The sequence below is a fragment of the Dyella kyungheensis genome (genome assembly GCF_049913195.1).
GTDB classification, from domain to species: Bacteria; Pseudomonadota; Gammaproteobacteria; order Xanthomonadales; family Rhodanobacteraceae; genus Dyella; species Dyella kyungheensis.
Map to the genome: position 1 here is coordinate 794,950 of NZ_CP183983.1, position 14,138 is coordinate 809,087.

Consider the following 14,138-nt stretch of genomic DNA (forward strand, 5'->3'; position numbering starts at 1 on the left):
TCTATGAAACTGCGCCCCTCGATTGCTCTGCTGTTTGCTCTGACCGTTAGCGGCGCCGGCGCGTATGCGCAATCGGCCGCCGATCTCACCGACGGCAATGCTCCGCGCAAGTTCTCCACGCTGCCGCTCAAGCCCACCGTCACGCAGGGTCAGGCGGCCGAGCTCTCGGCCCGCTTCCTCACGCGCTTCCATTACGACGCGAAGCCGCTCGACGATGCGATGTCGCAGAAGATCTACAAGGCCTACATCGACAGCCTCGACGGCGAGAAGGTGTTCTTCACCCAGGCCGACCTGGCCAAGTTCGCGCCGCTGAAGACGCAGATGGACGACGCCATCTGGAACCGCGACCTCGGCGGCCCGTTCTCGGTGTTCAACCTGTACATCACCCGTGCGATCGAGCGCATGACCTATGCGCGCAGCCTGTTGAAGCAGGGCTTCGATTTCAACACGCAGGAAAGCTACAACTACGATCGCAAGAAGGCCGACTGGCCCAAGGACCAGGCCGAGCTCGACACCTTGTGGCGCGAGCGCACCATGAACGACTGGCTGCGCCTGAAGCTTGCTGGCAAGACCGACGACGACATCCGCAAGACGCTGGACAAGCGCTACGCCGGTTACATCGACCGCGTGAAGCAGCTCGATGGCGAGGACGCGTTCCAGTCGTTCATGAATTCCTATGCCGAATCCACCGACCCGCACACCGACTACCTCGGTCCCCGCGCGGCGGAGAACTTCGACATCTCCATGAAGCTCTCGCTGGAAGGCATCGGCGCGGTGCTGCAGGCGCGCGACGAATACACCGCGATCCGCGAGATCGTGCCGGCCGGTCCGGCTGCCAAGTCGGGCAAGGTGCACGTGGGCGACCGCATCGTGGCGATCGGCGAAGGCACCAGCGGCCCGATGACCGATGTGATCGGCTGGCGCCTCGATGACGTGGTCAAGCACATCCGCGGCAAGAAGGACACCACGGTTCGCCTGGAAATCCTCCCGGCCGACGCGGGCGTGGACGGCAAGCACGAGATGATCAGCCTGGTTCGCCAGAAGGTGAGCATCGAAGAGCAGGCCGCCAAGAAGAAGGTCATCGAGATCAAGGACGCCGGCGTCACCCGCAAGATCGGCGTGATCGACCTGCCGAGCTTCTATTCCGACTTCGGTGCGCGCCGCGAAGGCGACAAGGACTTCAAGAGCGCCACCCGCGACGTGTCCAAGCTGCTCGGCGAGTTGAAGGCCGAGAACGTGGAAGGCGTGGTGATCGATCTGCGCAACAACGGCGGCGGTTCGCTGGCCGAGGCCAACGAGCTCACCGGTCTGTTCATCGACCAGGGTCCGGTGGTGCAGGTGCGCGATGCGCGCGGCGAAGTGCAGGTGCAGGGCGACGACGAGCCGGGCATGTCCTGGAGCGGTCCGATGGCCGTGCTGGTGAACCGTGGTTCGGCTTCGGCGTCGGAAATCTTCGCAGCGGCGATCCAGGATTACGGCCGCGGCCTGATCGTGGGCCAGCCGACCTTCGGCAAGGGCACCGTGCAGAACCTTGTGGACCTGGACCGCTTCACCCGCAACACCAGCGAGAAGCCGCAGTTCGGCGAGCTGAAGATGACCATCCAGGAATTCTTCCGCATCAACGGCGGTTCGACCCAGTTGAAGGGCGTGACACCGGACATCCAGTTCCCGAAGAACGGCGACGAGAAGGACTTCGGCGAGTCGACCTACGACAACGCGCTGCCGTGGACGCAGATCGCGCCGGCCGACTACAAGCCGGTGGCCGACCTGAAGGCCTACCTCGGCCAGCTGCAGGGCAAGCACGACGCGCGTGCACTGAAGTCGCCCGCGTGGAAGCTGATGCTCGACGAGCTGGCGCAGTACCGCAAGATGCGCGACAAGACCACCATCTCGCTCAACTTCGCCCAGCGCGAAACCGAGCGTAAGGATCTCGACGCACTGCAGGCTGATTTCCGCGCCCGCCACAAGGCGATCGACGGCAACGGCTCGGACGACGACGACACGCTGGCGGTGGACGATGGCCTCAACGCCAACGAGCGCAGCCTCAAGAGCGAGCTGAAGCAGGAGAAGGACGCCAAGAAGGCACCGGATCCGCAGCTCGACGAAACGGCGCACATCCTGTTCGACGCGGTGGGCCTGATCAAGGGCGACTCTAAGCTGGCGGCGGAAGTGTTGCCGTACGGCGGCAAGTACTCGAACGTCAATGCCACCGCTGCAGCGGGAGCGCCGGAGAAGGCGCAGCCAGCGGCGCACTGATCGGTTTCAGATCGAAGAGAAAGGGCGGCCTGGTGCCGCCCTTTTTTTATGGCCTCACCCAAGACCCTGTAGGAGCGCACCCTGTGCGCGACAGCCACGCTGGGGTGTATCGCTCTGTCGGCTTGTCGCGCACAGGGTGCGCTCCCACAAGAAATCACCGACTGGGGACCTACATGTGGGAGCGCACTTGTGCGCGACTGCAGCGCCGGGATGTATCCGCTCCGTTGGCTTGTCGCGCACAAGTGCGCTCCCACAGTGGAGCAGTGGCGGTGACAGTGGGGTTTACTTCGGCGCCTTGGCCTTCTTATCGGCCTGTTCCTTCTTCCACTGCTGATAATCCGCGAAATGCGGCAGGTCGCGTAGCAGTTTGCTGCGGGGATCGATGATCACCAGCGTGCCGGCCGGTGCGGGTACGGAGGCATTGCCGCCGATCATCGGCACCGTCAGCAGCTTGTCGCCTACCTGCACTTCGACCGGCATCGGGAACGGTTTGTCGTGCGGGACTTGCCAGTGAAGCGTCAGTGTCTTGCCTTCCTGGCGCGTTTCCAGCTTCGGTAGCGCGGCTTCGCGCAGGTAGACGTCGAAGAACCAGTTGAGGTCGCGGCCGGTCACCTGGTTGACGATGGCGATGTAGTCGCGCGTGGTGGCGTAATGCGGGGTGAAGTTGCCGGGCTTGGGATCGGGGCGGCCGTAGACCAGCCGGCGGATGCTTTCGAAGAACGCGTCGTCGCCTATCAGCTGCCGCAGGCTGTGCAGCATCAGCGAACCCTTGTAGTAGATGTCGTTGCCGGGGCCGCGCTTGGCGTCGTACACGTCCTCCTCGTACTGGCTGCGTCCCGCCACGACGGGATAGGCGTTCTTCACCATGCTGCGTTCGTTCTGCAGCATCGAGAAATACGGCATGTCGCCGTAGAGATATTGGCCGTACAGCGGTTGCATGTAGGTGCCGAAGCCTTCGTGCAGCCACATGTCGTCCCAGTCGGCATTGGTCATCTGGTTGCCGAACCACTCATGTGAGAACTCGTGCTGCAGCAGCCAGTCGAAGCCGTACTCGCTGCGCGGATAACCGTTGCCGTAGGCGTTGATGGTCTGGTGTTCCATCCCCAGGTGCGGCGTTTCCACCACGCCCATTTTCTCGTCGCCGAACGGGTAGGGGCCGATTTCCTGCTCGAAGAAATCGAGCATGCGCGGGAATTCGGCGAACAGCTGCTTGGCCTGCGCTTCATGGCCGCGCAGATACCACATCTGCATCGGAATCGTGTTGCTGTAGCGGCTGTGGTAATCGCCCTTCAACACATCGAACGGGCCGATGTTGATGGAGATGGCATAGGTGGTCGGATGCTTCGCACGCCAGTGATAGGTGTGCGTATCGCCATGCTCCTTGATCTCGACCAGCACGCCGTTGCCCGGCGCCGCCAGCGATTTGGGCACGGTCACATAGGTATCCACCAGGGCGGGCTTGCCCTGCGGATGATCGATGCACGGCCAGAACAGATCGCAGCCTTCGCCTTCCACCGCCGTGGCAATCCACGGTTGACCGTCGTCCGTGTGGCTCCAGACGAAGCCGCCGTCCCACGGCGCCTTCTTGGCCACGTGCGGCTTGCCGCCGTAGCGGATGTCGACCACCGCCTTGCCGCCCTTGGCGAGCGGCTTGGGCGGCGCGATACGCAGGCGGCCGTCGGGATTGCTCCACTGGTCGGGTTTCAGGGTCTTGCCGTCGACGGTGAGCTTGGAGATGGTGAGATGCGGATCGAAGTCGAGCAGCAGCGCGTCGGTTGCCTCGCGCGCGGTGAAGCTGAGGATGGCTTCGGCATCCAGGCTTTGTTGCGCCGGGTCGACGCTGAAATGCAGCTCGGCGTGATCGAAACTCACCCGTTGTTGTTCGGCCGCCATCTCGCCGCCCGAACGCTGCGTCTGCTCGGTGAGCGGCGGCTGGGTAGGTGGTTGGGCATCTTCAGCGTGGGACGCGGCGCAGAGCGCGAAACAGAGGGCGAGAGAGAGCGGGCGCAGACGCGTCATGGAAAGAGGCCTCGGGGTGAACTGGTCGGAGGATGCCAGCCGCTGGGGGCGATGTCACCGAGGGACGCGGTCCTTTCGTGACTCTGTAGGAGCGCACCCTGTGCGCGACCGCGGCGCCAGGTCGATACCTCTTTGTTGGATGGAGCCTCAGCGTCTTCGTGATAGCCGTTGACAGGTGCGGTGGGTGGTGCCGCGGTCGCGCACAGGGTGCGCTCCTACAGATGGGGCGTGTGCGCAAAAAAAGCGACGCAGTGCGTCGCCTTCTCCGTACCGAATCGAGGCGGGCCTCAGCGCTTATAGCGCTCCTGCAGGAACGCAAAGAACGCACGCAAACCCAACGCCTCGCCGCCACGCGGCCGACCCGGGCGGTCGCCATCGTTCCAGGCGTAGGTGTCCAGGTGCAGCCATGGCGTCGTGTCCGGCACGAAGCGCTCCAGGTACAGCGCCGCGGTGATCGCGCCTGCGTGACGCGAGGCACCAGCGTTGGCCATATCGGCCAGATAGGATTCGAGCATCTTGCGATACGGGCGCCACAGCGGCAGGCGCCACAGCGGATCGTTGCTGGCGCGGCCGGCAGCGATCACGCGGTCGGCGGCCTCATCGTTGTTGGCGAACAGCGCCGGCAGATCGGGACCCAGCGCCACGCGTGCCGCGCCGGTGAGCGTGGCGAAGTCGATCAGCAGTTCCGGCTTCTGCTCGCTGGCGTAGGTGAGCGCATCGCACAGCACCAGGCGGCCTTCGGCGTCGGTGTTGTCCACTTCCACGGTGATGCCTGCGCGGGTGGTGATCACCTCGCCCGGACGCATCGCCGCGCCCGACACGGCGTTCTCCACCGCGGGAATCAGCAGCTGCAGGCGCACCGGCAGCTTCGCCTGCATGATCAGGCCGGCCAGCGCGATCGCGTGCGCGGCGCCGCCCATGTCCTTCTTCATCCAGCGCATGCCGTCGGCGGGCTTCAGGTCCAGGCCGCCGGTGTCGAAGCACACGCCCTTGCCGACCACGGCGATCTTCGGGTCGGTGTTCTTGCCCCAGTTCAGTTCGATCAGCCGCGGCGAACGATGGCTGGCGCGGCCCACGGCGTGGATGGTGGGGAAGTGGGCGGTCAGCAATTCGTCGCCCACCCATTCGCGCACCTTGGCCTTGTGCGTCTTGCCCAGCTGCTTCACGGCGTCCGCGAGATGCTTGGGGCCCATGTCTTCGGTGGGCGTGTTGACCAGGTCGCGCACCAGCGTGGTGGCTTCGGCCAGCGGCTGCAGCGTGGCGAGATCGGCCGCGGCGATGGCGAGCTTGGCCGGCGCGCGACGGGCCTTGCGGTAGCGGGTGAACTCGTAGGCGCCGAGCGCCCAGCCGAGCGCGGCCTGCTGTTTGTCCTTCAGCACGCCCTCGTCGGCGAGATGATAGGTGGCGTCCGGTAGCGCGCGCGGCAGAGCACCGAGCGCGCCCAGTGCATCGCCCGCATCCACGCCCACCAGCACGCGCACCAGCTTCCCGCTCTCATCCGCGATCAGCGCGAAGGTCCCGGGCGCGGCCTCGAACGCGGAGTCGGCGACCCAGCGGCGCTGCGCGGCCGTCAGGCGGCGCTTGGTCGCGGCAAGGTGTTGGGCGTCGGTGGTTTCGATGGCGATGCTGTTGCGGTCGCTGGTTTTGCGTTCGATCAGGACGGACATGGAGTTCCTTGCGCGATGCGTGCACGGGCCGTGGTGGCGGCTTGGTGATGGTGAATGATGCGCGCTTTTGGGGGCGGGGGCGAGACGGTATTTGGGGGTGATCCTGGAGCGGGCTTCAGCGCATCAGAGGATTTAAAGCGAAGCCACTGTGGGAGCGCACCCTGTGCGCGACAGCCACGCTGGGGTGTATCGCTCCGTCGGCTTGTCGCGCACAGGGTGCGCTCCCACAAGGGGGCGCCAATAGCCATGCACTGCACTTTTCCCTCTTCTCCGGGCAGAGAGGCTGGGGTGAGGGGCGCTCTTGCCTTTGTGCCACAACCGAGCCTCTGCAGAAGCGCGTGATCCTGGAGCTCGTAAGGACTTAAAGCGAAGCCTGGCGGCGCGGCGCTTGTCTGTGGGAGCGCACTTGTGCGCGACAAGCCGACGGAGCGGTACACCCGGTGTGGCCAGTCGCGCACAAGTGCGCTCCCACAAAGGGGGAGGGCGGCAAGTCCCGATGCGGGCAGCTACTCCCCCTGCGCCTCCAACCAATCCGCCAACGCGCTCATATCGCGCAGGTCGAGGTCCGGGGCGGTGCCCAGTAGGCCGGGCCAGGGGTGGCCGTGGCGGTTGATCCAGGCGGTGCGCAGGCCGGCGTCGCGGGCGCCGACGACGTCGAGTTCGGGATCGTCGCCGACGTGGAGAATTTCTTCGGGTCTCAGGCCGAGGCGTTCGGCGGCCGCTTCAAAAATACGCGCGTCGGGTTTGGCCACGCCCTCGTCACGCGCACACACGTGATGCGTGAAGTGTCCGCGGATGCCGATGCGGTCGAGGTCGGCGTTGCCGTTGGTGAGGCTGACCACCGGCCAGCGTCCAGCGATGCGCTGGAGGGCGGGCAGGCTGTCGGGATAGAGCTCGACGCTGTTGCGCGCCGAGAAATACACCTCCCACAACGCTTCCAGCGGCGCCTCGGCGATGCCGCAGGCGGTGAAGGCGCGTTGCATGGTGAGGTGGCGTTGCGTGGTGAAGTCATGGGCGAGGTCGGTGCGCTCGGCGGCGACCTCGGCACGCAGCGCGCGCATGGCCGGGATGGGCCATGCGCGCGCAACGTCGGGATAGTGCTGGCGCAGGTACGCGTCGAGATCGCGGTCGGCACGCTCCAGGGCCGGCAGTACCGGCCACAGGGTGTCGTCCAGGTCGAGCGTCAGGGCGCGGATGCGCACGTGCGGCGAGATCAGTTGCCGCTCACCTTCAGCACCTGGTCGATCTTCACGTTGTCGCTGGACAGGTCGTTCCACTTCTTGAGATCCGCCACCGACACCGAGTACTTCTTGGCAATGACGCCCAGCGTATCGCCCTTGGAGACGGTATAGGTCTGGCCGGATGCAGCCGCCTTCTCGGCGGCCGGAGAGGCTTCAGCCGCCGCGGGCGCTGTCGGCATCGACACGGCGGTGGCGGTCGGGATCGGATCGGCCACCACGTCCATCTTGATGCCGTTCTCGGCGAGCAGCTTCTCGCGGCGGGCCTTGTCGTTCTCGGCCAGCTGCGGCGCATCGGTGTACGGCACCAGCTGATGGGCGCGGGCCAGCGACCTCACCTGGTCGGTGTGCAGGAATTCCATGAAGGCGGTGATCTGCGCGGCCTTCGGGCTTTCCTTGTTGGTGACCAGGTAGAGCGGGGTGTACAGCACGTAGCTGCCATCGGTGATGGTGGAAACGCTGGGACGCACGCCGTCCACGCTGACCATCTTCACCTTGCTGTTGCTGGCCACGCCCGAGAGGGTGGTCACGCCCAGCGCGTTCGGATCGAGCGTCACGGCTTCTTCCAGCTTGGCCGTGTTGACGTACAGGCGCGGTGCGGCCACCGGCTGGTTGCCGCGGCCGAAGATCAGGCGGCGCAGGCTGTATTCCACGCCGTCACCCGGGCTGGCCACGGCATACAGGTTGATCGGCGCGTCCTTGCCGCCCACGTCCTTCCAGTTGGTGATCTTGCCGAAGTAGATGTCGTGCAGCTGCTTGACGGTGAGGTTGCCGGTGCCGTTGGACGGATGCGTGATCATCACCAGCGCGTCGAACGCCACCGGGGTGAACACCAGGTCGCCTTCGATGCCGCCGGCGCTGTTGCGCGCGCTGCCGGCGATGTCGGCCAGGCCGTGCGCCACGGCATCCAGGCCCGAGGCCGTGTTGAACGGCTGGATCTCGATGCGGCCCTTGCCGCTCTTCTCCCAGGCCTTGCTCACGTCTTCCACCACGCCACGGGCGGTGGCGTAGTCGCCGCGCCAGACCAGTGCCGGAGGCGGCGGGGTGGTCGGCTTCTTGGTCGACTTGGTGGTCTTGCCGGCGGCGAGTGCGCCGGAGGCGGCGCATGCGGTTAGCAGCGCAACGATGAGCAGGCGGGAAAGGCGTCGTGACATGGCGGTGGGGAACCTCGAATGATGATGATGGTTCGCAGGCCGCTTGAGTGGGCGTGCGTGCAAGAGATGTAACCCGGCTATTTCAGCCAGCTCCCGCACAAACCGCAAGCGAATTCGCCCCTTTGCATCGTGTAAAAACGCGACATCCGGCACGCATTCCCCGCCACGTTCATCCCCCGTTCCCGCAGATCAAGGTGTCGCAGCTCCATTTGCGACGTGAACGTGCCCGCACCGCGCTGCCGTCGCAACGCGGTGCGGGCGAACATCAGTGGATGTCCACGTAGCGCACGCCCTCGTCGCCCGACACCACCAGCACCAGCTGGCGCGGATTCACCCCGGCCAGCTGTTGCAGCGTGCGCAGATCGGGAATGCGCGCATTGCCGATGCCGATCACGATGTCGTTGGCCTGCAAACCGGCCTGCGCCGCGTGGCTGCCCGCACGCACGGCACCCACGGCCACGCCGCCGACACCCTGTGCGCGCAGGTTCTGCGAGAGTTCGCTGAAGGTCACGCCAGCCAGGCGTGCATCGAGCTTGGCGCCGTCCACGGTGGCGAGCTTCTCCGGCACCAGCTTGGCGGTGACGTCGCGCGCGCTGCCGTTGCGCTGCACCGTGAGCTTCACGCTGCTGCCCAGCGGCATCAGGCCTTCGGCGTTGCGCAGGTCCTGCGCGTTGCGGATCGGCTTGCCGTTGAGCGCGGTGATCACATCGCCCACCTGGATATCCGCACTGTCGGCGGCCGAGCCGGAGGTGACGCGCGTGACCACGGCGCCGTTGTTGTCCTTCAGGCCCAGCACCTTGGCGATGCGCGCGTTGATGTCCTGCGTCTCCACGCCCAGGTTGCCGCGGTTGACCTTGCCGTTGGTCACCAGCTGCTGCATCACCTCGCGGCTGAGATTGGTGGGAATGGCAAAGCCGATGCCCACGTTGCCGCCCGACGGCGACAGGATCATGGTGTTGATGCCCACCAGTTCGCCGCGCAGGTTCACCAGCGCGCCACCGGAGTTGCCGGGATTGATCGATGCATCGGTCTGGATGAAGTTCTGATAGCCCGAGCCGCCCAGGCCCGAGCGGCTCAGCGCCGACACGATGCCCGAAGTCACCGTCTGTCCGAGCCCGAACGGGTCGCCCACCGCCACCACGAAGTCGCCCACGCGCAGTTGCGAGGAGTCGGCCATCGGCAGCGCCTGCAGGTTGGTGCCCTGGATCTGCACCACCGCGACATCGGTGTCAGGGTCGGTGCCCACCAGCTTGCCCTTGAAGTCGCGGCCGTCCTGCAGCGTCACCGTGATGTCGTCGGCGCCACCCACCACATGGTTGTTGGTGAGGATGTAGCCCTTGGCCGCATCCACGATCACCCCCGAACCCAGGCTTTGCTCCACGCGCGAACGCGGCGAACCCTGCAGGCCGAAGAACTGGCGGAACACCGGATCGTCGAAGAACGGATCGCGCACCTGTACCCGCGTCTTGGTGGAAATGTTCACCACCGCCGGCGTCACCTTCTCCAGCATCGGCGCCAGCGAGGGCAGCGGCTGTCCATCGATCGAGGTGGGAATGGCGGCGTGGCCGGCCAGCGGTGTCGCGGCCAGCAGAACCAGCGCTGCAGCGGCCAGCCGGCGGATGCATCGGACAAACATGGAGTCTCCTTCATGACGAGTTGAATCGGTGCTCATTCGACTCAGCGCAGCGTCCACGGTTCCATCGATCCCGCATTGACGAAATCACTTTACATCGCGAAAGGGCAGGGGTAACTTTCCCTCGTTCGCGACCACAACATGTTGTGTGACCAAGCCGGGCATCCACCCAAGAGCTGGTGTCACAGGGCACTCTCAGGGGGGAGTTGCCGAAGGGTCGGGCAAGGAACGCAAGGATCGGGCACTACGCGCGGCTTTTGCTTTTCGGGCGCGGCTCGATACAAGCGGCTTAGCCGATCAGAACAACACCAACACGGGGCCGTGAGGCCATACCGAGAGGTCAGGAAGCCGATGAGCACCGCGCGTGCACCAGCCGTTAACCGTGATGCCACTGCCATTCCGCTGCAGCCGGCTTCGTACGATATCTGGGACAAGAAGTACCGCCTGAAGGCCAAGTCCGGCGCGCCCGTGGATGGCAGCGTCGACGAAACCTACCAGCGCGTCGCCCGCGCACTGTCCGAGGTGGAAGCCACACCGGAACTGCGCGAACACTGGTTCGAACGTTTCCTGTGGGCGCTGCGCCGCGGCGCCATTCCCGCCGGCCGCATCACCTCCAATGCCGGCGCGCTGGAACACAAGCCCGCCACCTCCACCATCAACTGCACCGTGTCCGGCACCATCCGCGACTCCATGGACGACATCCTGGAGAAGGTGCACGAGGCCGGTCTCACGCTGAAGGCCGGCTGCGGCATCGGCTACGAGTTCTCCACGCTGCGTCCGCGCGGCGCGTACGTATCGGGCGCCGGTGCGTACACCTCCGGCCCGCTGTCCTTCATGGATATCTACGACAAGATGTGCTTCACCGTCTCGTCGGCCGGTGGCCGTCGCGGCGCGCAGATGGGCACGTTCGACGTCAGCCATCCTGACGTGAAGGAATTCATCCGCGCCAAGCGCGAAGACGGTCGCCTGCGCCAGTTCAACCTCTCGCTGCTGGTCACCGACGGCTTCATGCAGGCGGTGGAGCACGATCACGACTGGCCGCTCGTGTTCCCGGTGCACGTGAAGGAACAGGACGAAGTCGACCTCACCGACGCCGAGAAGATCGTCTGGCGCGAGTGGCCCACCCACGAGAACTACGTGGGGCGCGAGGACGGCCTGGTCGCCTGCAAGGTCTACGGGCACATCCGTGCGCGTCACCTGTGGGACATGATCATGGTCTCCACCTACGACTTTGCCGAGCCGGGTTTCATCCTGATCGACAAGGTCAACGAGATGAACAACAACTGGTGGTGCGAGCACATCCGCGCCACCAACCCGTGTGGCGAGCAGCCGCTGCCGCCGTACGGCTCGTGCCTGCTGGGCTCGGTGAACCTGACGACCTTTGTGCGCGACCCGTTCGGCCCCAAGGCCCGCTTCGACTGGGACGAATACCGCGAAGTGGTGAAGATCTTCACCCGCATGCTCGACAACGTGGTGGAGATCAACGGCCTGCCGCTGGAACAGCAGCGCCACGAGATCCTCTCCAAGCGTCGCCACGGCATGGGCTTCCTGGGCCTCGGCACCACGCTCACCATGCTCAAGATGCGCTACGGCACCAGCGAGTCGGTGGCCTTCACCGAAGAAGTCTCGCGTGAGATGGCCGTCGCCGGCTGGGAAGTGGCGCTGGACCTGGCCAAGGAAAAGGGCCCCGCGCCCGTGCTCGCCCGCGACTACACCGTTACCGGCGAGATGCTGCGCAAGCGTCCGGAAATGGCCGCCGACGGCTACAAGGTGGGCGATAGCATCCCGGGCCGCGTGCTGCACGCCAAGTACAGCCGCTACATGCAGCGCGTTGCCAGTGTGGCGCCGAACCTGGTGGCCGAGCTGGCCGAAACCGGCGCGCGCTTCACCCACCACAGCTCGATCGCGCCCACCGGCACCATCTCGCTGTCGCTGGCCAACAACGCCAGCAACGGCATCGAGCCGAGCTTTGCGCACCATTACTCGCGCAACGTGATCCGCGAAGGCCGCAAGACCAAGGAAAAGGTCGAGGTGTACAGCTACGAGCTGCTCGCCTACCGCGCGCTCATCAATGCCGACGCGCTGCCGTTCTCCGACGATCCCAAGTCCAAGCTCCCCGAATACTTCGTTTCGGCCGACGACATCTCCCCGAAGGAGCATGTCGACATCCAGGCCGCCGCGCAGCTGTGGGTCGACTCGTCCATCTCCAAGACGGCGAACGTCCCCACCGACTACCCGTACGAAGACTTCAAAGACATCTATTTTTACGCGTATAAGCAGGGTTTGAAGGGCTGTACCACCTTCCGTTTCAACCCCGCTGCGTTCCAAGGCGTGCTCGTCAAAGAAGCCGATCTTGAGAGCACCCTCTACCGCTTCGAATTGGAGGACGGTAGTGTTGTCGAACTGAAAGGCAACGAAGAAGTGGAATACGACGGCGAAATGCATACCGCCGCCAACCTGTTCGATGCCTTGAAGGAAGGGTATTACGGAAAGTTCTAAACTAACCGCCGATGCCTGATCACGGGTATCAGCCCACTGCCAAGAGCACCACCGTAACTACCTTGCGGCAAGGCTCAACATAGCTTCCAGTATCCACGTCGGAGGGGATTACATACATGTCCATCGATACAGAGTTTGATGTGAAAGACGAAAACACCCAGGTCGTTGACGCGCCGGTCGAAGTGCCCGTGGTCGAAGTGACCCCGGCCGCCAAGCCCAAGAAGGCTCGTGCCAAGAAGTCCAGCGCAGCCAAGAAGGCAGCTCCGGCCAAGAAGGCTTCTGCAAAGAAGGCTGTCAAGAAGGCTGCCGGCAAGAAGACCGCCAAGAAGGCGGTCAAGAAGGCTGCAGCCAAGAAGACCGTCAAGAAGGCTGTGAAGAAGGCCGCCGTCAAGAAGACTGCCAAGAAGGCCGTCAAGAAGGCAGCGGCCAAGAAGGTCGCCAAGAAAGCCGTGAAGAAGGCAGCCGCCAAGAAGGTTGCCAAGAAGGCCGTGAAGAAGGCAGTGCGCAAGACCGCTGCCAAAAAGGCCGTTCGCAAGGTCGGTAAGAAGACGGCCAAGAAAGCCGTAGTTAAGAAGACGGCCCGCAAGGCCGCCGGTAAGAAGACCGCCGCCAAGGCGGTCAAGAGGTCCACTGCCAGCAAGAAGGCGAGCGTGAAGAAGGCCGTGCGCAAGCCGGCCAAGAAAGCCGCACGCCGTAAGTAAGCCGTAACGCGACCCGGCCCGGCGCTCAACACGCCGGGCCGGATCGTTCCAAGCTCGTCATTGTTTTTTTTGCTCGTCATTCCGGCGCAGGCCGGAATCCAGTAGCGACAACGCCCAGAAGCGCGACCACCTCAAGACGCCGGTTCTTAGCCAAACAAAACCGCCGCGCCGCCAAACCCGTCGGAAGAACACACCATGGCGATCAAGATCGAAAAAAAGATCAAGGGCTACAACGTCGTCAAGCCCGAGGACAAGGCCGCGTCCGCCGCCGCACCCGCCACCACGCCGGCAGCTTCCAAGGAAGCGCCCAAGGCGGAAATCATCCAGATGCACGAGAGCCTGGAGCGTCCCGAGACGCTGGTCGGCTCCACCTACAAGATCAAGTCGCCGCTGTTCGAGCATGCGTTGTACGTCACCATCAACGACATCGTGCTCAACGCCGGCACCCCGCACGAACAGCGCCGCCCCTTCGAGATCTTCATCAACTCGAAGAACATGGACCACTTCCAGTGGATCGTGGCGCTCACCCGCATCCTCTCCGCCGTGTTCCGCAAAGGCGGCGACGTCACCTTCCTGGTCGAAGAGATGAAGGCCGTCTTCGACCCCCGCGGCGGCTACTTCAAGGCCGGCGGCGTCTACATGCCCTCCATCGTCGCCGAGATCGGCGCGGTCATCGAGCAGCACATGAAGATGATCGGCCTGATCCACGACCCGGAAATGGACGAGTCCACCCGCAAGCTGGTCGCCGAGAAGCGCGCTGCCTATGAGGCGGTTACGAACGGCAAGAAGGCTGCCGCCGCCACCACTGAAACCGCTGCCACCGAATCCTCGACCGGCTTCCCGCCGGGCGCCACCCTTTGCGCCAAGTGCAATACGCAGGCGCTGGTGCTGATGGATGGGTGCCAGACTTGTTTGAATTGTGGGTATAGCAAGTGCGGCTAAAGTAATCTAGGACATTCGTTCGGTGCCAA

9 protein-coding genes are annotated in these 14,138 nt (G+C 64.7%); 4 read left to right on the plus strand and 5 right to left on the minus strand.

All coding sequences use genetic code 11. From position 1 onward, the window contains the following. Nucleotides 1-3: 3 nt before the first annotated feature. Complete coding sequence (locus ACN9MB_RS03335; RefSeq protein WP_204635956.1) at nucleotides 4-2,256, plus strand: carboxy terminal-processing peptidase; 2,253 nt, start codon at nucleotides 4-6, stop codon at nucleotides 2,254-2,256. A gap of 282 nt (nucleotides 2,257-2,538) precedes the next feature. On the opposite strand, the gene ACN9MB_RS03340 is transcribed toward ACN9MB_RS03335, so the two are convergent. From ACN9MB_RS03340 to ACN9MB_RS03360, 5 genes are all read right to left on the minus strand, one after another. Further along, nucleotides 2,539-4,275, minus strand: coding sequence for a M1 family metallopeptidase (locus ACN9MB_RS03340; RefSeq protein WP_426270771.1), 1,737 nt, complete (start codon nucleotides 4,273-4,275; stop codon nucleotides 2,539-2,541). 287 nt (nucleotides 4,276-4,562) lie between these two features. Continuing rightward, entirely contained in the window at nucleotides 4,563-5,942 is a 1,380-nt protein-coding gene (locus ACN9MB_RS03345; protein ID WP_426270772.1) for a leucyl aminopeptidase family protein, read from the minus strand. A 506-nt stretch (nucleotides 5,943-6,448) separates the two neighbouring features. Then, the gene (locus ACN9MB_RS03350; RefSeq protein WP_204635959.1) at nucleotides 6,449-7,144 is read right to left on the minus strand and encodes an HAD-IA family hydrolase; all 696 of its coding nucleotides are present in this window, start codon (nucleotides 7,142-7,144) and stop codon (nucleotides 6,449-6,451) included. An 11-nt stretch (nucleotides 7,145-7,155) separates the two neighbouring features. Beyond that, a complete protein-coding gene (locus tag ACN9MB_RS03355; RefSeq protein WP_426270773.1) occupies nucleotides 7,156-8,334 on the minus strand; it encodes a LysM peptidoglycan-binding domain-containing protein in 1,179 nt (392 codons plus the stop codon). Nucleotides 8,335-8,599: 265 nt separating this feature from the next. Next, nucleotides 8,600-9,970, minus strand: a complete 1,371-nt coding sequence (locus tag ACN9MB_RS03360; RefSeq protein WP_426270774.1) for a Do family serine endopeptidase — start codon at nucleotides 9,968-9,970, stop codon at nucleotides 8,600-8,602. A 348-nt stretch (nucleotides 9,971-10,318) separates the two neighbouring features. Here ACN9MB_RS03360 and ACN9MB_RS03365 point away from each other — a divergent pair, with 348 nt between their 5' ends. The 3 genes from ACN9MB_RS03365 to ACN9MB_RS03375 all read left to right on the plus strand — a co-directional run bounded on the left by ACN9MB_RS03365 (nucleotide 10,319) and on the right by ACN9MB_RS03375 (nucleotide 14,109). Next, a complete protein-coding gene (locus ACN9MB_RS03365) occupies nucleotides 10,319-12,466 on the plus strand; it encodes an adenosylcobalamin-dependent ribonucleoside-diphosphate reductase (RefSeq protein ID WP_426270775.1) in 2,148 nt (715 codons plus the stop codon). A 116-nt stretch (nucleotides 12,467-12,582) separates the two neighbouring features. Next, the gene (locus tag ACN9MB_RS03370; protein WP_426270776.1) at nucleotides 12,583-13,167 is read left to right on the plus strand and encodes a histidine biosynthesis protein HisIE; all 585 of its coding nucleotides are present in this window, start codon (nucleotides 12,583-12,585) and stop codon (nucleotides 13,165-13,167) included. A 195-nt stretch (nucleotides 13,168-13,362) separates the two neighbouring features. After that, nucleotides 13,363-14,109, plus strand: coding sequence for an NrdJb (locus tag ACN9MB_RS03375; RefSeq protein WP_426270777.1), 747 nt, complete (start codon nucleotides 13,363-13,365; stop codon nucleotides 14,107-14,109). Nucleotides 14,110-14,138 lie beyond the last annotated feature (29 nt).

Bases quoted from the DNA above. Each gene is read 5' to 3' on its own strand.
- ACN9MB_RS03335 (WP_204635956.1), top strand. From the start codon at position 4: ATGAAACTGCGCCCCTCGATTGCTCTGCTGTTTGCTCTGACCGTTAGC.
- ACN9MB_RS03340 (WP_426270771.1), bottom strand. From the start codon at position 4,275: ATGACGCGTCTGCGCCCGCTCTCTCTCGCCCTCTGTTTCGCGCTCTGC.
- ACN9MB_RS03345 (WP_426270772.1), bottom strand. From the start codon at position 5,942: ATGTCCGTCCTGATCGAACGCAAAACCAGCGACCGCAACAGCATCGCC.
- ACN9MB_RS03355 (WP_426270773.1), bottom strand. From the start codon at position 8,334: ATGTCACGACGCCTTTCCCGCCTGCTCATCGTTGCGCTGCTAACCGCA.
- ACN9MB_RS03360 (WP_426270774.1), bottom strand. From the start codon at position 9,970: ATGTTTGTCCGATGCATCCGCCGGCTGGCCGCTGCAGCGCTGGTTCTG.
- ACN9MB_RS03365 (WP_426270775.1), top strand. From the start codon at position 10,319: ATGAGCACCGCGCGTGCACCAGCCGTTAACCGTGATGCCACTGCCATT.
- ACN9MB_RS03370 (WP_426270776.1), top strand. From the start codon at position 12,583: ATGTCCATCGATACAGAGTTTGATGTGAAAGACGAAAACACCCAGGTC.
- ACN9MB_RS03375 (WP_426270777.1), top strand. From the start codon at position 13,363: ATGGCGATCAAGATCGAAAAAAAGATCAAGGGCTACAACGTCGTCAAG.